Raw genomic sequence first — 21607 nt, forward strand, 5'->3', positions numbered from 1 at the left:
CGAAGCCCGAGACGGGTGAGGGGGATGGGCGGCAGGGTGCCAAATCAGGCCGGTGCCTGGGAGCACCCCCTCCTAGCTTCGCTAGGCCTTACGGCCAAGCTGCGCTACCTCCCCCATCAAGGGGGAGGTGGGGGTGCGGTGCATGGGGGTGGGTCGTTGGGGTGGGTCGTTCGGCAAACTCGATGCGGCACCCTCCCCCTTGCGGGGAGGGATGGGGTGGGGGGATGGGCGGCAGGGTGTTTAATTTCTAGCGCCAGTGCCTGCCGGCACCCCCTCCTAGCTCCGCTAGGCCTTCGGCCAAGCTGCGCTACCTCCCCCGTCAAGGGGGAGGTGGGGGCCGGTGTTTGGGATAGCACCCCGCCATTCGCGCATAGCGCTCATAGCCTTCTCGCCTCAAATCTCTCCACCGGAGAGATTTGCCCTTCGGGACGGCTCGAAGCCCATCAAGGGGGAGGTGGGGGCCGGGTGTTTGCCACACCCACCGCTCGTCACCCTCGGGCTTGACCCGAGGGCGTTCAAAGGCGAGCCGCTGGCGTAGCGCGTGTGGCGACTGGTTTGTATCGGGAAAGGTGATCAAGCCAGGCTCGCGCGCCGGAGATAAGGCCTGAGGGCACTGCCGGCCAAGGCGGGGTTGATTGGTTCAGGTTTCCTGATACACAATTGCCGTCCTTTTTCTCCCGCGTGGCAAAATTCCATGAGCCGTAATTTTCTGGTCGTCGATCCCGAGGAAGGGCTCGAAGTGCTCAAGGGCCTCGCCTCGGCCATCCGCATCAAGATTCTCAAGCTGCTGCACGTGGAAGGGCCGCTCAACGGCAATGACATTGCCGAGCGGCTGAGCCTGCCGCAATCGACGGTCTCGACCAATCTGCAAATCCTGGAAACGGCAGGACTGATCCGCACCGAGACGCAGAAGGCGCGCAAGGGCAACCAGAAGATCTGCCATTCCACGTTCGATGAAGTGCTGGTGATGTTCAAGGAAGACATCACGCCGCTGCGCTCGAACACGATCGAGGTGGCGATGCCGCTCGGGCTCTATACGAGCTGCGAAGTATCGGCGCCCTGCGGGCTGTGCTCGAGCGACGGCATTATCGGACTGCTCGACGTGCCCGACACCTTCCTCGATCCCGACCGGATGAAGGCCGGGCTGATCTGGTTCACCCGGGGCTTCCTCGAATACCAGTTTCCCAACAATGCCAAGCTGGCGCAGAACACCATCACGACGATGGAATTCGTCATGGAGCTGAGCTCGGAAGTGCCCGGCACCTCGGCGGACTGGCCCAGCGACATCACGCTTTCGGTCAATGGCACGGAAATCGGCACCTGGATGTCGACCGGCGATTATGGCGACAAGCGCGGGGTCTATACGCCGGACTGGTGGAAGCTGAAGGGCAGCCAATATGGCAAGCTCAAGAACTGGCGGGTGACCAATGACGGCACCTATGTGGACGGCATGAAAATCTCGCCGGTCTCGCTGACCGATCTCGACCTGGCCAACCATCACTCGATCCGGTTGCGGATCGCGGTGAAGCCCGATGCCAAACACCCGGGGGGCATCAATATTTTCGGCCGGGGTTTTGGGAATTACGACCAGGACATCATCCTGCGCCTGCATACCGCGCCCTGAGCGGGCGTTCCACGAGCCCTGAACGGCGCGTACGAACACGCATGGCAAAAATCATACAATAAGGCTTGCACCGCGCCGCGACGGCCGCTAAAAACACCATAACTGATATAAATCAGCAAAATGGGATTAGTGGGAGGCCTCGGTGAAAGCGACCGTTATCGCGAACAAGAATTTTACGATCTCCAAAATCGACGATCGTGTCTATGGAGCTTTTCTGGAGCATCTGGGCCGCGCCATCTACGAGGGGATCTACGAGCCCGACCACCCCAGCGCCGACAAGAACGGCATGCGCGGCGACGTGGCCGAGCTGGTGAAGAAGCTCAATGTACCCGTGGTGCGCTATCCCGGGGGTAACTTTGTCTCCGCCTATAATTGGGAAGACGGGATCGGGCCGCGCGAGGAGCGCCCTACCCGGCTGGACCTGGCCTGGCATACGTCCGAGAGCAATGCGGTGGGCGTGCACGAATTCGCCGATTGGTGCGCGACTGTAGGCACCGAGATGATGCTGGCGGTGAACCTGGGCTCGCGCGGCGTCGACGACGCCCGCAATTTCCTCGAATATGTCAACCATCCCGGTGGCTCCTATTGGAGCGACCTGCGCATCAAGAACGGGCGCAAGGAGCCGTGGAACGTCAAGATGTGGTGCCTCGGCAACGAGATGGACGGCCCCTGGCAGGTCGGCCATAAGGATGCCGACGAATATGGCAAGCTGGCCGCCAATACGGCGCGGGCCATGCGCATGTTCGACAAGAGCCTGGAGCTGATCGTGTGCGGCTCCTCGCATATGGACATGCCCAGCTTCCCCGATTGGGAACGCATCGTGCTCGAGCACACCTATGATCATGTCGATCATATCAGCCTGCACATGTATTTCGCCAATCGCGACGACAATACGCCGAACTATCTCGGGCTGAGCCACAAGCTGGAGCGCTATATCGACACGGTCGCGGCGACTATCAAGCAGGTCAAGGCGAAGAAGAAGTCGAAGAAGGACATCACCATTTCCTTCGACGAATGGAATGTCTGGTATCATTCCAACAAGAAGGACCGCGAAATCCTCGACGGCGGCAATGGCTGGCCGCATGCGCCGGGCCTGCTGGAAGACATCTACAATTTCGAAGACGTGCTGATGGTGGGGCTGATCCTCAACACCTTCATCCGCCGCTCGGACGTGGTGAAGATCGCCTGTATCGCCCAGCTCGTGAATGTCATTGCCCCGATCATGACCGAAAAGGGCGGGCCGGCCTGGGCGCAAACGATCTACTATCCCTATTATTTCGCTTCGGTTTTCGGTCGCGGCACGGCCTTGCAGCTGGTGGCCAGCTCGCCGGGCTACGAAACGACCCATGCGGCCGAAACGCCGTTCGTGGACGTGTCGGGCGTGCATAACGAGGACGAGGGGAGGCTGACCTTCTTCCTGGTCAACCGCCACACCACGGACAGCATCGACACCGAAATCAGCCTGCAAGGCTTTGGCGATGCGTCGATCATCGACCATCAGGTGATGACGCATCCGGACCTCAAGGCGGTCAATACGGCCAAGGCGCAGGAAGAAGTGGCGCCGCGCAAGGGCGACGGAGCCCGGATCGGCGACGGCAAGCTGACGGTCGCCTTGCCGCCCTATTCCTATCAGATGGTTCGCGTCAAAATCTGAGGCGCAGGCCGGCCACGATTATCGGCCAACGCATTTTAGCATCGCGGGGCAATAGGTTAGCAGACTGTTAGCACTGAGCCCCGCACCCAAAGGAAATGAGGGTCCATCGGCAGCGATGGGCCCTCATTCAATTTTATATCATAGTTCTGGATTTACATCATAAACCACATTGACAGAGAAAGAGCCCTCGCTAAAGTATGACTTATCGCGGGGTCGAGGAGCCTCGCGCAAAAGGAATGCGGCAACGCGTTCAAGTGGGAGGATTACATGGACAGACGACATTTTTTGATCGGCAGCACCGCCGTCGGCACCCTGATGGTGGCCGGCAACGGGCTGGCATTGGCGCAGGACGCGCAGGGCACCGCCCCTGACCTGGCGCAATTTCCGCGCAACGAAACCCTGATCATCCACAATCCGGAAGGCGTGATCCGCAATCCGGGCTGGTTCAACAATTGGGTGGTGGGCGCCGGCGCGGGCATTTCCAACGGCCTGCACCAGCTGACCACCGACACGTTCTGGCTGATCGATCCCGATGCGGGCATCGAGGGCGCCAGCGAGAACGCCATCTACAATTCGCTGGCCGACGATCTGTGGGAATATAACGAGGACTTCACGGAAATGACCGTGAAGCTGAAGCAGGGCATCTATTGGAGCGATGGCGTCGAGTTCACCGCCGACGACGTGGTGTTCACGGTCGAAAAGCACAAGGCGACGCCCGGCCTGTCCCAGAACGGCGCCTATAATGCCCAGGTCGAGACGGTGGAAGCCGTCGATCCCTATACGGTGCATTTCACCCTCAAGGGCCCCAATTCGCGCTTCCACACGCTGTTCTCGGTGCGCTGGACCGGCGCCTGGATTATGCCCAAGCATCACTTCGAAGGCGTCGAGGACATCCTCAGCTTCCCGAACGATCCGCCGGTGAGCCTGGGGCCGTACACGCTGCATTCCTACGATCCGAACGGCACCTGGTATATCTGGCAGCGCCGCGAGGACTGGCAGCGCACCGCCTTGGGCATGATCGGCGAGCCGACGCCCAAATTCATCATCTATCGCAACAATATCAATGCCGATAACCGGCTGATCGAGATGCGCAACGGCAATCTCGACATGGTGCATGACCTGTCGCCGGAAGCCACGTTCTCGATCATCCAGCAGGACCCGCAAATCCAGGGCTGGTTCCCGGGCTTCCCCTATGCCCACCCCGATCCGACGCTGGTGATGGCCATCTTCAATCACCAGAATCCCAAATTCCAGGACAAGCGCGTCCGCTGGGCCCTGGCGCTCATGCTCGATGCGCGCGCCATGTCCATGGCCTCCTATCGCGGCGCGGCGACGCTGTCGGCGATCTCGGTGCCGCCGACCGGCACGCATCCGCGCGACTATCATGCGCCTTTGCAGGAGTTCATGACGAACTACGAGATCACGGCCGGCGGCAACACGGTCAAGCCATACGATCCCACCATCGGCATGCAGATCGCCGACATGGTCCGCGGCCAGTTCCCCGACGCGCCGACCGACGAAGATGCGATCCGCAACGCCTTCGGCTATGGCTGGTGGAAGCAGGATATCGCGACCGCCGAAGCCCTGCTCACCGAGGCCGGCTTCACCAAGAACGGCAATCAGTGGATGATGCCGGACGGGCAGCCCTTCAGCTTCTCGGTGATGGTGCCAACCGACGGCGTGGTCAACCGCCTCGGCGCGATCATCGCCCAGACCTGGGCCCAGAACGGCGTCGGCGCGCAGATGGAAGCGGCCTCCGATACCTGGGACCGCCAGCGCGTCGGCAATTACGAGGTCAATATCGCCTGGGCCGTGGAAACCTGGGGCGGCCACCCCGACCTCAGCTTCTTCCTCGACAGCTATCATTCCGAATATGTGGTGGAGCCCGGCCAGTCCCAGCCCGACCGCAACTGGATGCGCTGGAAGGATCCGCGCCTGGACGAACTGATCGAAAAAATCCGGAACAGCGACTTCAACGATCCCGTGGGCATCGAATATGGCCATGAATTCGTGAAGCTGCATCTGGAGGAAATGCCGAATATCCCGATCATGGCCTATAACGTGTTCTCGGTGCAGTCGAACCGGTTCTGGACCGGCTGGCCCAATGCCGAGAACCCCTATGCCAATCCGGTGACCAATTGGTCGAACGGCCGCTACATCTTCACCCAGATCACGCCCGTCGAAGGGGCGTCATAGGGTCCTCCCCTGGTGGCCCGGCGCAAGCCGGGCCGCTTGGAGGTGTTTGGGTTTGGGTGGTTTGGTTCGGTTCGCGTAGCAGGTTTGGTTCTTTCGCCCCCTCCCCCTTGAGGGGAGGGCCGGGGTGGGGGTTCTGGAGGTGCAGCGTACTCACATGGTTGTGGCGATTGCTGATAGGCCTGAACCCCCACCCTCATTCCCTCCCCTCAAGGGGGGAGGGAGGCGATGGAGCCGGAAAACAAGAGTGGCAAGCATGCAAGTGTACTCCCTCGTCGAGCGGGCATTTCCGGCGCGCCAATGCCTGGACCTCCACGATGTCGGTGGATCAATGAAGCCCCAGAGCGAATATCTTGGGGCGGCGATGAAAGTTGAAGACCGCCGCGCCGAAGCATCGACGATGCGCCGTGATGCGGCGATATGAAGGTTAGTTGAGGAGGCCAGATGCAGGGCTATCTATGGTTCGTGGGCAAGAGATTGCTGCAATTGCTCGCCGTTATCTTCTGCGGCATCTCGGCCACATTCCTGGTGACGCATCTGTCGCCGGTCGATCCGGTGGAGCAGGTGCTGGGCCGGCTTTCGGCGCGCTCCAATCTCTCGCCTGAGGCCATCGCGGCGACGCGCGCGGCGCTGACCGAGATGTACGGCACCGGCCAGCCCATATTGCAGCAATATTTCAATTTCTGGACGCGGCTGCTGCGCGGCGATCTGGGCCCGTCGCTACTGGCCTTCCCCACGCCGGCCATGGACCTGGTGGGCCGGGCCATGCCCTGGACGCTGGGCCTGCTGGTCACCTCGACCATGATCACCTTCATCATCGGCAATCTGCTCGGCGCGCTGGCCGGCTACAATCCCGACAACCGCTTCCTCAAGGCCTTCGGGCTGGTGGCCATGGGCATCCAGCCCATCCCCTATTACGTGGTGGCGTTCATCCTCCTGATCATCTTCGGCTATTTCTTCCCCATCCTGCCGGTTTCGGGTGGCTTTGCCATGGATGTGCGGCCGGGGCTGTCCTGGCAATTCGCCGGTTCGATCCTGCAGCATTCCATCCTGCCGGCGCTGTCGCTGGTGCTGGTGGGCTTCGGCGGCTGGTTCCTGGGCATGCGGGCGCTGGTCAGCAATGTGGTGAACGACGATTACGTGACCTATGCCGAACTGGCCGGGGTCAAGCGCTCGACCATTGCCGGCGGCTATGTGATCCGCAATGCCATGGTGCCGCAGATCACCGCCCTGGCCATGGCCATTGGCGGGGTGTTTTCGGGCACGGTCATCACCGAGCAGGTGTTCAACTATCCCGGCCTGGGCTCGCTGCTGATCGATGCGGTGAACTGGGGCGATTATTCGCTGGTGCTGGCGGTGTCGACCGTCTCGATCACCGCCGTGGCGGGGGCGATCTTCATCGTCGACCTGCTGCACCCCCTGCTCGATCCTCGCGTGCGTGCGGAGTAAGCCATGTTTTCCATTCTCCGCGACCTCATCCGCTACAATATCGAATTCGCCATCGGGCTGGCGCTGGTCGCCATCGTGGTGCTGTTCGCCGCGCTGAGCTTCTTTTCGCCGGTCGATCCGACGCTGATCTATGTGGCCATCCCCGACCAGCCGCCCTCGGCCCAATATTGGTTCGGCACCAATTCGCGCGGGCAGGACCTGTTCTGGCAATTGTCCGCCGCCTTCCGCAACAGCCTGATCTTCGGCATCACCGTGGCGGTGCTCAGCCGCATCATCTCCATCGCGGTGGGGCTGGCCTCGGGCTATATCGGGGGCTGGGTCGACCGGGTGCTGATGTTCGTCAACGACATCTTCGTGGCCATCCCGATCTTTCCCATCCTGGTGCTGTTCTATTTCGTGCTGCGCAACAATATGGACAGCTTCACGCTGGCGCTGATCATGGCCTGTTTCGGCTGGCCGTTCGACGCGCGGCTGATCCGCTCGGTGGCCCTGGGCCTCAAGCACCGCGAATTCACCCGCCATGCGGTGTTCGCCGGGATGAGCACGCGCAAGGTGCTTCTGGAAGAGCACCTGCCCTATGTGATGCCCATCGTGTTCTCGACGTTCATGAACAACATGCTGTGGTCGATCGGGCTCGAAGTGACGCTGGCGGTGCTGGGCTTCACCAATCTTAACAATCCCACCATCGGCACGGTGCTGTACTGGGCCAATTCGCACTCCGCCATGGTGGTGGGCGTGTGGTGGTGGATCCTGATCCCGGTGATCCTGATCGTCATGACCTTTCTCGGCCTGTTCCTGCTGGCGATCTCGATGAACGAATATATCGACCCGCGCAGCCGGTTGCGGAGGATGGGGGCATGAGGGCGGTGCAGTCGTCTCCCTCCCCCTTGTGGGGAGGGATCAAGGGTGGGGGTGAGTCACGCGCACCGCATGTGCTGCCCCACCCCACCCTAACCCTCCCCATCAAGGGGAGGGAACCGCGCGGTGATAGCCGCGATATCGCAGAAGGAACCGTGCGATGACGGACAATATCCTCACGGTCGAAGGGCTTAAGGCCTATTACCAGATGAATTATTTCGGCGTGGAGCGGGAAGTCCGCGCCGTGGACGACATCACCATGAATGTGCGCAAGGGTGAGGTCTATGGCATTGCCGGGGAGAGTTCCTCGGGCAAGACCAGCTTCATCAAGGTGCTGGCCGCCGCCATCCGCCCGCCTTTGCGCATCATGTCGGGCAGCGTCAAATACGATTTCAAGACCGGGCCGATCGACGTGGCACGGGCCAGCCCGGCCGAGATCGAGGCGGTGCGCTGGCGGCACCTGTCCTACATCATGCAGGGCTCGATGAGCGTGCTCAACCCGGTGCGCCGCATCGGCAAGACCTTCCACGATTTCGCATCGCGGCCGCTGGGGCTAAGCGGCAAGGCGTTCGAGGAGCGGGTGCTGGGACACCTGGCGCGGCTCAAGCTGCCGCCCGAAGTGCTGCGGGCCTATCCGCACGAATTGTCCGGCGGCATGCGGCAGCGCGTGACCATCGGGCTGGCGACGGTGTGCCATCCCGAATTCGTCATTGCCGACGAGCCGACCACGGCGCTGGACGTGGTGGTGCAGAAGGAAGTGCTGAACCTGATCCGCGACATCCAGAAGGAAATGAATTCCTCGGTGGTGTTCGTGACCCATGACATGAGCGTGCATGCCAATGTGGCCGACCGGGTGGGCATCATCTATGCCGGGCGGCTGGTGGAGGAAGGGCCGACGCGGCAGATGTTCTTCACGCCGCGCCATCCCTATACGGCGCATCTGGTGGCCAGCCTGCCGCGCATCGGCGACACGCGGCAGCGCCCGGCCCTCGAAGGAAGACCGCCGAACCTGGCCGATCCGCCGCAGGGCTGCCGCTTCCATCCGCGCTGCCCCTTGGCCGTGGACAAATGCCGCAAGGAAGTGCCGCCGCTCGAAACGGTGGCGCCCGATCATCGCAGCGCCTGCTGGCGCTGGCAGGATGTGGAGCCGCTGGTCAACGCGGCGGCGCCGGCGGGAGAAATGGCATGAGTAGCCTGCTCGATATTCGCAATGTCTCGAAACGCTTCACCATGGGCGGGCTGTTCGGCCGCAAGGTGGTGGACGCGGTGGTGGACGCCAATTTCTCGCTCTCGGCGGAAAAGCCCGAAATCTTCACCATTATCGGGGAATCGGGATCCGGCAAGACGACGCTGGCGCGGATGATCCTGGGGCTGGAAGACCCCACCGAAGGGGAAATCCTGTTTCGCGGGCAGAAGGTGGACCGGCATGGGCGCGCCAAGCGGCTGGACTTCATGGCCAATGTGCAGCCGGTGTTCCAGAACCCGTTCGAGGCGTTCAATCCGCTGAAGAAAATCGAGCGCTACCTGGAAAGCACGGCGCGGCGGTTTCTCCACACCACGGACAAGGCCGTGATCGACAAGGCCATGGACGAGGCGCTGCAGAAGGTGGGCCTCAGCCTCAAGGAGGTGCGCGGGCGGTTTCCGCACGAAATGAGCGGCGGGCAATTGCAGCGCTGCGCCATCGCGCGGGCGCTGATCCCCAATCCGCCGCTGCTGATCGCGGACGAGCCGGTGTCCATGGTGGATGCGAGCCTCAGGATGAGCATCGTCAACCTGCTCAAAAGCCTGCGCGACGACCTGGGCGTCTCGGTCATCTACATCACGCACGACCTGGCGACGGCCTATTACATCTCCAACCGGCTGATCATCATGCAGCGTGGGCGGATCGTGGAAATGGGGGATGCGCGCACGGTGCTGGACAATCCCGAGCATCCCTATTCGCGGCTGCTCAAGGCCTCGGTCCTCTCCACCGACGATGCGGGCGCGGGGAAACTGGCGACGGACCCGGCAATGGTCAGCCTGGCCACCGATATGGTCGGCAAGCCGGGGCGGCTGGTGGACCGGGCCGATGGGCGCAGCGTCAGGGTGTATGAAGGAGCATGATGGCCATCATCCGGACGGAAGGCCCCCTCACCCGGCGCTACGCGCCGACCCTCGGGTCTTGGCCCGAGGGCAGGCTCTCTTCCCCGGAGGGAGAGGTAAGATGAGCGCGCCGATCTATCGCGACCCCATTCAGGATGGCGCCGCCGATCCCGTTGTCGTCCGTAAGGAAGGCACGGACGAATATTGGATGTTCTACACCAATCGCCGGGCGCAGATGGATGCGCCGGGCTTCGGCTGGATTCATGGCTCGCCCATCGGGGTGGCCGTGTCGAAGGATGGTGGCGGGAGTTGGACCTATCGCGGCACGGTGAAGGGGCTGGATGCGCCGGGCGATGATGGGCTCAACACCCATTGGGCGCCGGAAGTGCTCTGGGCCGAGGGACAATATCACATGTTCCTCAGCTATATTTCCGGCACGCCGACGCATTGGAAGGTGGCGCGGACCATCACCCATTTCACCAGCCCCGACCTCGAAAACTGGACGCGCGTGGGGCCGCTGAAACTCTCGAGCAATAATTGCATCGATGCCTGCGTGTTCCGCAGCCCCGATGGGCTATGGCGCATGTGGTACAAGGACGAGGGCCAGGGCTCGAGCACCTGGAGCGCGACCAGCACGGACATGATGGAGTGGAAACTGGAAGGGCTGGTGCTGCCCGGATCGCCGGAGGCGCCGCCGCATGAAGGGCCGAATGTCTTCGAGATGGGCGGCTGGTATTGGCTGATCACCGACGAATGGCGCGGACAGGCGGTGTACCGCTCGGACGACACGCTGAACTGGACGCGGCAGAGCCTTGTGGGCGGAGAACCCGGGGCGGACCCGATGGACAAGAGGTTCGTGCGCCATGCCGATGTGGTGGTCAATGGCGAGCACGCGGCCATGTATTATTTCACCCATTGCCAATGGGACGAAAAGGGCCAGCCCGAGGGGCCGCCGGATGTGGCGGCGCGGGCGACTGCCATTCATCAGGCGCGCTTGAGCGTGGTGGACGGCAACCTGGTGTTCGAGCGGGATGTGCCGGCGGGACTGGCGCTGCTGGCTTAGGGCGCGGCATGAAGGTGCGCGGTTCCTCCGCTCATGCCGGCCGACCGGCCGGCTCGCCGCCGGGACCGCATGATGGCTCAACCTTCAGGACGGAGACGCAGTGACCAAGGTTGAACGGGCGTCATTTGGTCAATTGCTGCGTTATCCCGGCTTCGTGCGACTCTGGGCGGCTGACGGGCTCTCGAATTTCGGCATCTTCATTTTCGGGCTGTCGCTGCAGCTCCTGCTGATCCACGTGCTCGATGCCGACCAATTGGAGATCGGCTGGGTGCGGTCCGCGCAATGGCTGCCTTCATTGTTGTTCGGGCTCTTGGCGGGTGTGATCGTCGATCGTGTGCAGCGGAAGACATTGCTGATCGCCACCGACATCGCGAGTTGCGTGCTGCTGTTGGCGATTGCCGGAATGGGCCTGTTGGGCATGCTCTCCCCGCTTGGGGTGGCCGTGCTGGTCTTCCTGCTCGGCACCGCCGCGGTCCTGCAAGGCGGGGCACATCAATCGTTCACCGCCGACCTGCTGCCTCCGAGCCTTCTGGCCTCGGGCAACGTGGCGTTGACCCAGACCTATACGGCAGCGCAGACAGTGGGGCCGCTGATCGCGGGGGCGTTGGCCGGTGTCGTCGGCGCGCCGGTCACGATGCTGATCAATGCCGCGACCTATGCCATCTCGGCAATGCTGCTGGCGGGGGTACCCGGCGGGCGGCCAGCCGAGCGCGGGCCTTCATCCTCACTCGGCGCCGATCTGAGGGAGGGTATCGCCTGGGTCTATCGGCATCCGTTCCTCGCGCCCTATGCCCTTTGCCTGCATGCCTGGTTCATCGGGAATGCCATTGCCGGGACGGTTTACATCTTCCATGCGACGCGCCTGGGGCTGGACGCGGGCGCCGTGGGGCTGACGCTGGGCGTGGCGGGGCTGGCCGGGGTGATCGGGGCGGGAGTGGCGGAACGCACGGCGCGACTGCTCGGGACGGGCAAGGCCATCCTGTTCTGCGACTTCCTGACCGGGTTCGCCTGGCTGGCGATAGCGGTGGCGCCACAGACGGACCTCCTGCTCTACGCATTCTGCGCTGCGCAATTCGTCTATGGCATAGGGCTTGGCTTGCGTGGCCCCCTGGAGATGAGCTCCGCAATGCGGTGACGCCCTCGCGCCTGAGGGGACGGATGAACACGACGATCCGCTCGATAAACTGGGGCCTGATCGCGCTGGCGGCGCCGCTGGGCGGGTGGCTGGCGCTACAGTTCGGCGATCGGGTGGCGCTGGCAATTGCGGGCGCGATGATGCTGGCGACGGGGACGGTTCTGCTGCTCTCGCGGTTCCGCGACGCCTCGATGCCCGCGGACGAACCGACTAACCCTTGAGGATGGCGATGAAGCTTGCCCCTATTCCGGCTTCCACACCGGGGCGGCTTCGCGTTTCAGCGGGCCCATCTGGGTGATGTCGTCGCCGCGGCGCATGTAGATGTTCATGCGGAAGGAATTGCCGATGCGTTCGGAGCGTTCGGTGAAGAGGGCGGCGATGTCCGGGGGGCAGAGTTCTTCCACGGTTTCGCGGAAGAGGCGCAGCCAGCGCATGAAATGGGCGTCGGACAATTCGGGAATGGCCATGTGCTTGGGCATGGGGCGGCCGTCATAGCGGCCGGTGCCGAGCAGCATGGAGCTCCAGAAATCGGCGATCTTGGCGAGATGGGCGGGCCATTCGGCATCGGGGATGACGCGATTGAAGACCGGGCCGATGACGTCGTCGCGCCGGGCGCGGGCATAGAAGGCGTCGACCACGGCACCGATCATGGCTTCGTCGAGGCCCTCGGGGGTTTCCCAGCCGATCCGGGTGAGACGGGTGCCGGGGGGCGGGCGATCAGGCAGGGACATCGGTGCGGGCCTTGATGGAATAGGTGCAGCGGCGGCCGCCCGACACGATATGATCCTGCCGCTCGACCGTGACGTCGGGTCCGAGCACCGCGCGGAACACGTCCAGCTCGGCCCGGCAGAAGCCCTGGCAGGCCGTGGCGGCGGCGCAGATGGGGCAATGATTTTCCACCAGCAGCAGCGAGCCATCGGGCAGCTCGGTCCAGGCGGCCATGTAGCCTTCCTGGCTGCGCAGATCGGTCAAGGCGGCGACGCGGGACTTGAGATCGCCGGCAGAGGCGACGGCGGCCTCATAGGCCGCTTTGGTATCGGTCTCGCGGGCGCTGATGATCGTGTCGAGCGCGGCCTCGCCCAATTGCGCGCGGACGATATCGAGCAATTGCACGGTGAGGGCGGCATGGGTATCGGGGAAACGGGCCTGAGCCGAGGGGGTGAGGCTCCAGAGCTGGGTGGGGCGCCCCCGGCCGGCGGCGGCGCTGTGCGCCTCGACCAGGCCCTCTTCTGCCAGCCGCACGAGCTGCTGGCGCGCCGCCTCGCCCGAAGTGCCCAGCCGCTCGCCCAGCGTCGAGGCGGACAGGGAGCCGGACATCTTGAGCGCCATGAGAATGCGCTCGGCAGGATTGCGCGGCGACCAGGACGCATTTTCCAAGCCTGAACTTGACATATCTGCGGAAAGGGTTTTCAAAGCCATTACTTGGAAATTAAACGTTCCGGTCAATCCTGTCCAGTCCACCCCGAAAGGAGCGACAACATGACCTTCTCCCTCCCTACCCTGCCCTATTCCGTTTCCGCCCTGGCCGACAAAGGCATGAGCCAGGAGACGCTGGAACTGCACCACGGCAAGCACCACCAGGCCTATGTGACGGCGCTGAACGGCTTCGTGGAAAAGAATGCCGACCTGGCCGGCAAGTCGCTCGAAGAGATCGTCGCCTTCGCCAAGGACAAGGCCGACCTGGCGCCGGTGTTCAACAATGCCGGCCAGCACTGGAACCACATCCATTTCTGGCAGGCGCTGTCGCGCGATGGCGGCAAGCTGCCGGGGCGGCTGGAAGCCAAGATCGTCGAGGATTTCGGTTCGGTGGACGCGTTCAAGGACAGCTTCAAGACCGCCGCCACCACCCAGTTCGGCTCCGGCTGGGCCTGGCTGGTGCTGGGCACTGACGGCAAGCTCAAGACCACCAAGACCCCGAACGGCTCCAACCCGCTGGCGACCGGGGAAGGCAAGGTGCTGCTCGGCCTCGATGTGTGGGAGCATTCCTATTATGTCGATTTCCGCAATCGCCGCCCCGATTACGTGAGCAATTTCCTCGACAAGCTGGCGAACTACGAGTTCGCCGAAGCGAATTTGGGATAAAGGCGGGCTTTGCCGGCCTTTATCCGAGACGTCACCACCGGGCCATCCTCGGGCTCGACCCGGGGACCCGGTGGTCCATGTTCGGTGGCACGACGGATTGCCGGAACAAGCCCGGCAATGACGGCAGCACTGGGCCCCTGCCCTCTCCCTTAAGGGGGAGGGAGCGACAGCGCCGCTGCGCCGAACGCGCCCAAACGTTTGCACCTTTAGCGATTATACGCGATGACCATTCTCATGCCCGATTTCGACCTGCCCGACAGCATGGCTCTCCGGCCGCTTCGCCGCCCCGCGGTGAGCGACAAGGAATTTCGCGCCGCCATGTCCGGCATGGCCTCCAGCGTGCACGTGGTGGCGGCACAGCGGGGCAACGAGCGGGTGGGACGGACGGCCACGGCGGTGCTGTCGCTGTCGGCGCAGCCGCCCGCCGTACTGGTGTCGATCGACATCGTCAGCCGGCTGGCCGATTTCATCGCCAAGACCGGCGGCTTCTCGCTGGCCATGCTGGCGGAGGACCAGGACGCCATCGGGGATGCCTTTGCCGGCCATGTGGCGCCCGAGAAGAGGTTCGATATCGGAGATTGGGGCGCCTGGCCCTCGGGCCAGCCGCTGCTGCGCGGGACGGTGACCATGCTCGATTGCGAGGTGATCGGGGCCATGGAAACGGGCACGCATGTGCTGTTTGCCGGCGCGGTGGTGGAGGCCGAGACCGATCCGGCCCGCGCGCCGCTGCTGTGGCAGCGCCACACTTATCACGGACTGCGCAGGCTCGACGGCGCCGCCGAGCAATGACAGACTGAACCGGTTGGGGCGGCAACATATTCCGCCGCCCGACGTTCATCCCCGATAAGGGAAGTCCGATGCCGCGCTATTTTTTCCATTACCGCACCGAAGAAGCCCTGATCCGCGACGAGGCGGGCAGCGAGCATGCCAATCTCGAGGCGGCCGAGCACAATGCCGCCGAGATGGGCCGCGCCATCATCGAGCGAATCGCGGGCGAAGGCGGCGAAATGGATGCGCCGCGCTCCATCGAGATCACCGACGCGACGGGGCAGGACCTGCTCTATGTGGTGTTCTGGGCGGGCCCGAAAGTGGGCGACGGCCCGGCAAGCCCGGTGGAGCCGGCACGGCTGCATTGAGGGGCGGCGCCGGAGCAGTGCCGGCGTTCCCGACCTCGTGGTTCGACAGGCTCACCATGAGGTCTTCCGAGGATCGCGCTTCAACAGGGGTCGGCGCAAGCACCAAGCCTAGAAGAAAAGCCCCGCATGGGCCGTGACCGCGAAGCCGAGGATGAGCGCGGCGGCGAGGGCCGCGTAGGACACGTATTGGGATAGCTTCGGCATGAAATGCACCTGCATTGTGATCCCATAAGACTACCAGAGTGCTAGAGTTTAACAAGAGGTAAACACCGTTTCGCTTTGCGCGGCGGGAAAACGCTTTGCCCAAATGCGGCATTTTCCGGCAATGGCTTGCTCCTTGGATGGGCCAAATGTCCCACTGGGTTGAAGTGGCTTTGTCACAGGTCCCGGCCTAGACTTGCCGGCAGCGATTCAGGGAGCATGGCATGACGGACATGGTGACGGCGCGGTTTCTGGCGGGAATCGAGGCCGGGGCGGCGGATGAGAGCCTGCGGCGCTTCCTGAAGCAGGCCATTGCCGCCATCGACCCCGACGACCTGGCGCGGCAGGATGAAAAGACGCTGATCGCGGCTTTGCGGCGCAGCCATGAACGGCTGGTGGAAGGCCCGCTGGAGCAGACGCGGATCTATGCCACGCCGGCCGCGGCGCCCGGCGATGCGCTGGTGCTCGACATCATCTGCCCCGACATGCCCTTCATCGTCGACAGCGCCCTGGCCGCGTTGCGCGCCATGGGCGGGGCGATCCGGCTGTTCGCGCACCCGGTGGTGCATGTGGCCGATGGGCGGGTCGGCGCCGGCGGCGTGGCGATGAGCGTGCTGCATATCCATAGCGCCCCCATCGCCGATATCGACGCCCTGGTGGCCGAATTGCGCGCCACCCTGCAGGACGTGACCTGGGCGACGCGGGACTGGCAGGCCATGCTGGAGCGCGTGCAGGGCGCCATGGCCGGCCTGACCGCCGCTCCCACGGGCCAGCGCGAGGAGGCGCTGAGCTTCCTCGACTGGCTGATCGGGCACAATTTCACCTTTCTGGGCCTGCGCGAATATCGCCTGGAAAATGCGGCGCTGACGCCGGTGGCCGGCTCGGGGCTGGGCATATTGCGCGACGAGCAGCTCAAGGTGGTGCGCAGCGGCGCCGAATATGTGGACAGCACGCCCGAACTGGTGGCTTTCGCCAAGGGCAAGGAGCCGCTGCTGGTGACCAAGGCCAATATCCGCGCCCGGGTGCATCGGCGCGTGCATATGGATTATGTCGGCATCAAGCTGTTCGGGCCGGACGGGCAGGCGCGCGGGGAATTGCGCGTGGTGGGGCTCTATACGGCGCAGGCGCTGGTGGCGCCGCATACCGACGTGCCCATCATCCGCAAGAAGATCGCCGAGGTGATGCGGCGCTCGGGCGTCGATCCACTGGGCCATGCCGGGCGCACGCTGCTGGGGGCGCTGGACGGCTATCCGCGCGACGAATTGTTCCAGATCGAGGCCGGGCAATTGGGCGAATTCGCCGAGGCCATTGCCGGGCTCTATGACCGGCCGCGCGTGCGGGTGCTGCCGCGCATCGACCGGTTCGACAATTTCGTCTCGGTGCTGGTCTATGTGCCGCGCGACAAATATGACGGCGCCGTGCGGGCGCGGATCACGCGCTATCTCGCCGAAATCTATGACGGGCGCGTCTCGGCCTTCTATCCGCATTTCCCCGAGGGGGAATTGGTGCGGCTGCATGTGATCATCGGGCGCAATGGCGGGCCGACGCCGCGACCGGAACGGCGGGAACTGGAAGCGGGCGTCGAGGCGCTGACGCGGGATTTCGCCGACATGCTGGCCGCCGCCGCGCCCGAGCCGGGGCTGATCAGCGATTGGCGGCAGGCCTTTTCGCCGGCCTATCAGAGCCGCAACGGCGTGGCCGAGGCGCTGGCGGACATCGCCATCTTCCAGGGGCTGGAGGCGGACGGGATCGGCCTGCGCCTGGGGGCGCGCAGCGGCGCCGATGGCGGATTGAGCCTCAAGGTCTATCACGAGGGTACGGCCATTCCGCTGAGCGAGCGCGTGCCGGTGCTGGAGAATTTCGGCTTCCAGGTGATCGACGAACGCACCTATACGCTGGTGCCCCGCGACGGGGTGGAGCGCTACCTGCACGACATGGTGCTGGACCTGGGCGAGGGCGGCATGGACGAGGTTCTGGCGCGCGCAGCCGCCATCGAGGCGGGGCTGTCGGCCGTATGGCGCGGGGATGCCGAGAGCGACCAGCTCAATAGCCTGGTGACCCTGGCGGGGCTGGACTGGAACGAGGCGGCGCTGCTGCGGGCGCTGTCGCGCTATCTGCGGCAGATCGGGATTTCCTATTCGCAGCGCTACCTGGCGCGGGTGCTGGTGACGCAGAAGCGGGCGGCCCAGGCGCTGGTGGCGCTGTTCGAGGCGCTGCACAATCCCGCCCTGCCCGATGGCGCGCAGCGGGCGGAGGCGGCACGGGCCGCCATCGCCGTGGAGCTGGAGCAAATCTCCTCGCTGGACGAGGACAATATCGTGCGGCGGTTCCAGAACCTGATCGAGGCGGCGCTGCGCACCAATGCCTGGCAGCGCGATGCCGAGGGCGGGCGGCGGCCGGCCCTGGCGATCAAGTTCGACAGTGCTGCCGTGGACGGCATGGCCGAGCCCCGGCCCTATCGGGAAATCTCGGTCTATTCGCCGCGCGTGGAAGGGGTACACCTGCGCTTCGGCGCCATTGCGCGCGGCGGCATCCGCTGGTCGGACCGGCCGGAGGATTTCCGCACCGAAGTGCTGGGCCTGGTCAAGGCGCAGCAGGTGAAGAACGCGGTGATCGTGCCGGTGGGCGCCAAGGGCGGCTTCGTGCCCAAAAGGCTCAGCGCCGGCATGCCGCGCGACGCCTTCATGGCGGAAGGCACGGAAAGCTACAAAATCTTCATCGGCGCGCTGCTGGACGTTACCGACAACCTGGTCGAGGGCGCCATAGTGCCGCCGGACAATGTGGTGCGGCGGGATGGGGACGATCCCTATCTGGTGGTGGCGGCGGACAAGGGCACGGCGAGCTTTTCGGACATCGCCAATGGGCTGGCCACGAGCCGCGGCTTCTGGCTGGGCGATGCCTTCGCCTCGGGCGGCTCGGCCGGCTATGACCACAAGAAGATGGGCATTACCGCGCGGGGCGGCTGGGAGGCGGTGAAGCGGCATTTCCGCGAGATGGACCGCGACATCCAGAGCGAGCCGTTCAGCGTGGCCGGCGTGGGCGACATGAGCGGGGACGTGTTCGGCAATGGCATGCTGCTGAGCGGCGAAATCCGACTGGTGGCGGCTTTCGACCATCGGGATATCTTCATCGATCCCGCACCGGACGCGGCGACCAGCTTCGCCGAGCGGCAGCGGCTCTTCGCCCTGCCCCGCTCCAGCTGGCAGGACTACGACAAAAGCCTGATCTCCAAGGGCGGCGGCGTCTTTTCGCGGGCGGCCAAATCCATTCCGCTCAGTACGGAAATGCAGGCCCTGCTGGGTCTGGACAAGGACGCGGCCAATCCGGCGGAAGTGATGCGGGCCATTCTCTGCGCGCCGGTGGACCTGCTCTGGTTCGGCGGCATCGGCACCTATATCAAGGCCGCCGAGGAAGACGATGCCAATGTGGGCGACCGGGCCAATGACGCCATCCGCGTCGCTGCCGAGGCGGTGCGGGCCAAGGTGGTGGGCGAAGGCGCCAATCTGGGCGTGACGCAGCGCGGCCGCATCGCCTATGCGCTCAAGGGCGGGCGGATCGATACCGACGCCATCGATAATTCGGCCGGCGTCAATTCCTCCGACCTCGAGGTCAATATCAAGATCGCGCTGGCGCCCGTCGTCGCGTCGGGCCGGCTGGACATGGCGGCGCGCAATGCCTTCCTCGCCGGCATGACCGGGGACGTGGCGGCCTTGTGCCTGCGCAACAATTATCTTCAGACCCTGGCGCTGTCGCTGGCCGAGCGGGCGGGCGTGGCCGAATTGCCCGACCATCGGGTGCTGATCGAAGGGCTGGAAGCGCGGGGCCTTCTCGACCGCAATGTCGAATTCCTGCCTAGCGACGCCACGCTCGATGCGCGGGCCGCCGAAGGCAAGGGGCTGACGCGGCCGGAACTGGCCGTGATCCTGGCCTATGCCAAGCTGACGCTGTTCGACGATTTGCTGGCCGGGACGGAAATCGACGATCCCTATCTCGCCAGCGAATTGTTCCGCTATTTCCCCGAGCCGATCCACGCGAGCTATCCCGAGGCGGTGGAAGGCCATCGCCTGCGGCGCGAAATCATCGCCACGGTGCTGACCAATGCCATGATCAATCGCGGCGGCCCGGCCTTCATTTCCGAGTTGACGGCGGCGACCAGCGCCAGCCCGGGCGAAGTAGCGCTGGCCTTTGCCGCGGTGCGCGATTCCTATGGGCTGAGCGCGCTCAATGCCGGGATAGACGCGCTGGACGGCCGGGTTTCGGGGGCGGTGCAATTGTCGCTCTATGCGCAGGTTGAAGCGCTGCTGCGGCAGGAAACACTCTGGTTCCTGCGCAACAGCACGGTCCGCGAGGGGCTGGCGGGATTGGTCGAGCGGCACCGGCAGGGCGTGGAGGGATTGCGCGCGGCCGAGGGGCTGCTGCCCGCCGAACAAAGGGCTGAGCTGGACAGCCGGATCGGCGAATTAGTGGAAGCCGGCGTGCCCGAGGCCCTGGCGCGGCGGATCGGCGAATTGCCGTTCCTGGGCCATAGCAGCGATATCGTGCTGGTGGCCGAGCGCAGCGGCAACAGCCTCGAACAGACGGCGCGCGCCTATTTCGGGGTGGCCGGCCTGTTCGACCTGTTCCGCGTCATCGCGGGGGGCCGCGCCATCGTCATGAGCGACCGCTTCGACCGCATGGCGCTGGACCGCGCCATGGCCAATGTGATGCGGGCCCTCCGCGACCTGACGGCCGACGCGCTGGCGGCCGGCTCGGTGGACGACCTGGTGGCACAGCGCTCCGTCGCCGTGGCGCGGAGCGTGGCCGCGGTGAAGACGCTTACGGAAGGCGGGCTGACCGTGTCGCGACTGAGCGTCGCGGCGGGGTTGCTGGCCGATCTGGCGCGGGAGGGGTGAGGAAGCCTTGCTGCCATTTGTGAGCGTGTGGCGGCATCCCCCTCATCCGCCCTCCGGGCACCTTCTCCCCGAGGGGGAGAAGAATGGTTCTGCGTTCGCCTCTTATTCCTCTCCCCCTCGGGGAGAGGGTGGATCGGCCGAAGGCCGAGACGGGTGAGGGTCCTCCCCCGAAAGTCGCTCTTGTATGGTTGATCCACATGAGGAGATTGGGGACACAAGAAGGAGCCCTCCATGACCAATCTGTCCCAATGGCTTGCCGCCCAGACCGATGACGCGAACATTGCCGGGGTGATCACCGCCATGGCGGCGGCGGGGGCGGAAATCGCGGCCGTGCTGCGCCAGGCGCCGATTGCCGGGCAGACGGGGCTGGCGGGGGCGACCAATGTGCAGGGTGAGGCGCAGAAGGCGCTCGACGTGATCTCGAACGATATTGTTTTGAATCACTTACGGGCAAATCCGGCAGTATCGATTCTGGTTTCCGAAGAGCTGGATGAAGCCGTTGACATCTCGAGTCAGGGCGCGGTGATTGTCGCCACCGATCCCTTGGACGGATCTTCAAATCTCGACGTAAATGTCACCGTGGGCACGATTTTTTCGCTGCTGCCGGCCGATGGCGGGCCGTTGCAGAAGGGCAGCGCGCAATTGGCGGCGGGCTATGTCGCCTATGGCCCGGCCACCAGCCTGGTGCTGCGCATCGCGGGGCCCACGAGCGTCTTCACCCTGGCCGATGACGGGCAATGGCTGCTGACCGTCGCCGCCGCGGCGGTGCCGGAAGCATCGGGGGAATTCGCCATCAATACGGCGCGGGAACGGTTCTGGGACGCGCCGACGCTCGGCTACGTGCAGGAGAGCGTGGCCGGCGAGACCGGGCCGGCCGGCAAGCGCTACAATATGCGCTGGGTGGGCTCGATGGTGGCCGATATCCACCGCATCCTGATGCGCGGCGGCATTTTCCTCTATCCGCTGGACCGCGAGACCGCGAGCAAGGGCGGGCGGCTGCGGCTGCTCTACGAGGCCAATCCCATGGCCTGGCTGGTGGAGGGCGCCGGCGGGCGTTCGACTACCGGGCGGCAGGGCATATTGAGCGTGCAGCCGACGGGAATTCACCAGCGGGTGCCGGTGATCCTGGGATCGGCGGAGGAAGTGAAGCGGGTGGAGGACTGGTACGCGCGGGGATAGTGAGAGGAGGCATATCGGACTTCTCGATTTGGCGGCTCCATCGCCTCCCTCCCCCTTGA

General features: G+C 64.5%; 18 protein-coding genes. 16 read left to right on the plus strand and 2 right to left on the minus strand.

Translation table 11 applies throughout. The features are described 5' to 3' along the window. Positions 1-694: 694 nt before the first annotated feature. The 11 genes from A3840_RS03150 (at position 695) to A3840_RS18945 (ending at position 12279) form a co-directional block, all read left to right on the plus strand. Positions 695-1624, plus strand: coding sequence for an ArsR/SmtB family transcription factor (locus A3840_RS03150; RefSeq protein WP_067451737.1), 930 nt, complete (start codon positions 695-697; stop codon positions 1622-1624). A 142-nt stretch (positions 1625-1766) separates the two neighbouring features. Beyond that, entirely contained in the window at positions 1767-3278 is a 1512-nt protein-coding gene (gene arfA / locus A3840_RS03155) for an arabinosylfuranosidase ArfA (protein WP_067451740.1), read from the plus strand. A gap of 315 nt (positions 3279-3593) precedes the next feature. Next, positions 3594-5474 carry an ABC transporter substrate-binding protein gene (locus A3840_RS03160; RefSeq protein WP_067451983.1) on the plus strand — a complete coding sequence of 627 codons (1881 nt, stop codon included), beginning with the start codon at positions 3594-3596 and terminating at the stop codon, positions 5472-5474. A gap of 253 nt (positions 5475-5727) precedes the next feature. Further along, positions 5728-5895 (plus strand): hypothetical protein, encoded by a 168-nt coding sequence (locus A3840_RS19570; RefSeq protein ID WP_165603112.1) that lies wholly within the window; start codon positions 5728-5730, stop codon positions 5893-5895. A 20-nt stretch (positions 5896-5915) separates the two neighbouring features. Then, complete coding sequence (locus A3840_RS03165; RefSeq protein WP_067451743.1) at positions 5916-6920, plus strand: ABC transporter permease; 1005 nt, start codon at positions 5916-5918, stop codon at positions 6918-6920. A 3-nt stretch (positions 6921-6923) separates the two neighbouring features. Further along, the gene (locus A3840_RS03170; RefSeq protein WP_067451746.1) at positions 6924-7781 is read left to right on the plus strand and encodes an ABC transporter permease; all 858 of its coding nucleotides are present in this window, start codon (positions 6924-6926) and stop codon (positions 7779-7781) included. A gap of 157 nt (positions 7782-7938) precedes the next feature. Continuing rightward, positions 7939-8967, plus strand: a complete 1029-nt coding sequence (locus tag A3840_RS03175) for an ABC transporter ATP-binding protein (protein ID WP_067451749.1) — start codon at positions 7939-7941, stop codon at positions 8965-8967. After that, a complete protein-coding gene (locus A3840_RS03180) occupies positions 8964-9881 on the plus strand; it encodes an ABC transporter ATP-binding protein (RefSeq protein WP_067451752.1) in 918 nt (305 codons plus the stop codon). The genes A3840_RS03175 and A3840_RS03180 overlap by 4 nt, the downstream gene beginning before the upstream one ends. Positions 9882-9981: 100 nt before the next feature. Further along, complete coding sequence (locus tag A3840_RS03185; RefSeq protein WP_067451755.1) at positions 9982-10923, plus strand: family 43 glycosylhydrolase; 942 nt, start codon at positions 9982-9984, stop codon at positions 10921-10923. A 100-nt stretch (positions 10924-11023) separates the two neighbouring features. Continuing rightward, entirely contained in the window at positions 11024-12058 is a 1035-nt protein-coding gene (locus tag A3840_RS03190; protein ID WP_082903613.1) for an MFS transporter, read from the plus strand. A gap of 23 nt (positions 12059-12081) precedes the next feature. Beyond that, the gene (locus A3840_RS18945; protein WP_082903614.1) at positions 12082-12279 is read left to right on the plus strand and encodes a hypothetical protein; all 198 of its coding nucleotides are present in this window, start codon (positions 12082-12084) and stop codon (positions 12277-12279) included. 21 nt (positions 12280-12300) lie between these two features. Here the strand turns inward: A3840_RS18945 and A3840_RS03195 are convergent, their stop codons facing one another. Then, positions 12301-12789, minus strand: a complete 489-nt coding sequence (locus A3840_RS03195) for a group III truncated hemoglobin (protein ID WP_205633333.1) — start codon at positions 12787-12789, stop codon at positions 12301-12303. Then, positions 12776-13387 carry a helix-turn-helix transcriptional regulator gene (locus A3840_RS03200; RefSeq protein WP_425388834.1) on the minus strand — a complete coding sequence of 204 codons (612 nt, stop codon included), beginning with the start codon at positions 13385-13387 and terminating at the stop codon, positions 12776-12778. The genes A3840_RS03195 and A3840_RS03200 overlap by 14 nt, the downstream gene beginning before the upstream one ends. 150 nt (positions 13388-13537) lie before the next feature. On the opposite strand from A3840_RS03200, the gene A3840_RS03205 reads away from it, so the two are divergent. The 5 genes from A3840_RS03205 (at position 13538) to A3840_RS03225 (ending at position 21548) form a co-directional block, all read left to right on the plus strand. After that, complete coding sequence (locus A3840_RS03205) at positions 13538-14140, plus strand: superoxide dismutase (RefSeq protein WP_067451761.1); 603 nt, start codon at positions 13538-13540, stop codon at positions 14138-14140. A gap of 222 nt (positions 14141-14362) precedes the next feature. Further along, complete coding sequence (locus tag A3840_RS03210; protein WP_245676539.1) at positions 14363-14929, plus strand: flavin reductase family protein; 567 nt, start codon at positions 14363-14365, stop codon at positions 14927-14929. A 68-nt stretch (positions 14930-14997) separates the two neighbouring features. Continuing rightward, positions 14998-15276, plus strand: coding sequence for a DUF6894 family protein (locus A3840_RS03215; protein ID WP_067451764.1), 279 nt, complete (start codon positions 14998-15000; stop codon positions 15274-15276). Between the two features lie 425 nt (positions 15277-15701). Next, on the plus strand, positions 15702-20369 hold the full coding sequence (locus A3840_RS03220; protein ID WP_067451767.1) for an NAD-glutamate dehydrogenase: 4668 nt from the start codon (positions 15702-15704) through the stop codon (positions 20367-20369). A 231-nt stretch (positions 20370-20600) separates the two neighbouring features. Next, on the plus strand, positions 20601-21548 hold the full coding sequence (locus A3840_RS03225) for a class 1 fructose-bisphosphatase (protein ID WP_067451771.1): 948 nt from the start codon (positions 20601-20603) through the stop codon (positions 21546-21548). Positions 21549-21607 lie beyond the last annotated feature (59 nt).

The organism is Devosia elaeis, assembly GCF_001650025.1.
GTDB classification, from domain to species: domain Bacteria; phylum Pseudomonadota; class Alphaproteobacteria; order Rhizobiales; family Devosiaceae; genus Devosia; species Devosia elaeis.

Coding starts and splice junctions, on each gene's coding strand:
- A3840_RS03200 (WP_425388834.1), bottom strand. CDS start 13,387: ATGGCGCTCAAGATGTCCGGCTCCCTGTCCGCCTCGACGCTGGGCGAG.
- A3840_RS03160 (WP_067451983.1), top strand. CDS start 3,594: ATGGTGGCCGGCAACGGGCTGGCATTGGCGCAGGACGCGCAGGGCACC.
- A3840_RS03175 (WP_067451749.1), top strand. CDS start 7,939: ATGACGGACAATATCCTCACGGTCGAAGGGCTTAAGGCCTATTACCAG.
- A3840_RS03180 (WP_067451752.1), top strand. CDS start 8,964: ATGAGTAGCCTGCTCGATATTCGCAATGTCTCGAAACGCTTCACCATG.
- A3840_RS03150 (WP_067451737.1), top strand. CDS start 695: ATGAGCCGTAATTTTCTGGTCGTCGATCCCGAGGAAGGGCTCGAAGTG.
- A3840_RS03220 (WP_067451767.1), top strand. CDS start 15,702: ATGACGGACATGGTGACGGCGCGGTTTCTGGCGGGAATCGAGGCCGGG.
- A3840_RS03170 (WP_067451746.1), top strand. CDS start 6,924: ATGTTTTCCATTCTCCGCGACCTCATCCGCTACAATATCGAATTCGCC.
- A3840_RS03210 (WP_245676539.1), top strand. CDS start 14,363: ATGACCATTCTCATGCCCGATTTCGACCTGCCCGACAGCATGGCTCTC.
- A3840_RS03165 (WP_067451743.1), top strand. CDS start 5,916: ATGCAGGGCTATCTATGGTTCGTGGGCAAGAGATTGCTGCAATTGCTC.
- A3840_RS03215 (WP_067451764.1), top strand. CDS start 14,998: ATGCCGCGCTATTTTTTCCATTACCGCACCGAAGAAGCCCTGATCCGC.
- A3840_RS03195 (WP_205633333.1), bottom strand. CDS start 12,789: ATGTCCCTGCCTGATCGCCCGCCCCCCGGCACCCGTCTCACCCGGATC.
- A3840_RS03185 (WP_067451755.1), top strand. CDS start 9,982: ATGAGCGCGCCGATCTATCGCGACCCCATTCAGGATGGCGCCGCCGAT.
- A3840_RS19570 (WP_165603112.1), top strand. CDS start 5,728: ATGCAAGTGTACTCCCTCGTCGAGCGGGCATTTCCGGCGCGCCAATGC.
- A3840_RS03205 (WP_067451761.1), top strand. CDS start 13,538: ATGACCTTCTCCCTCCCTACCCTGCCCTATTCCGTTTCCGCCCTGGCC.
- A3840_RS18945 (WP_082903614.1), top strand. CDS start 12,082: ATGAACACGACGATCCGCTCGATAAACTGGGGCCTGATCGCGCTGGCG.
- A3840_RS03225 (WP_067451771.1), top strand. CDS start 20,601: ATGACCAATCTGTCCCAATGGCTTGCCGCCCAGACCGATGACGCGAAC.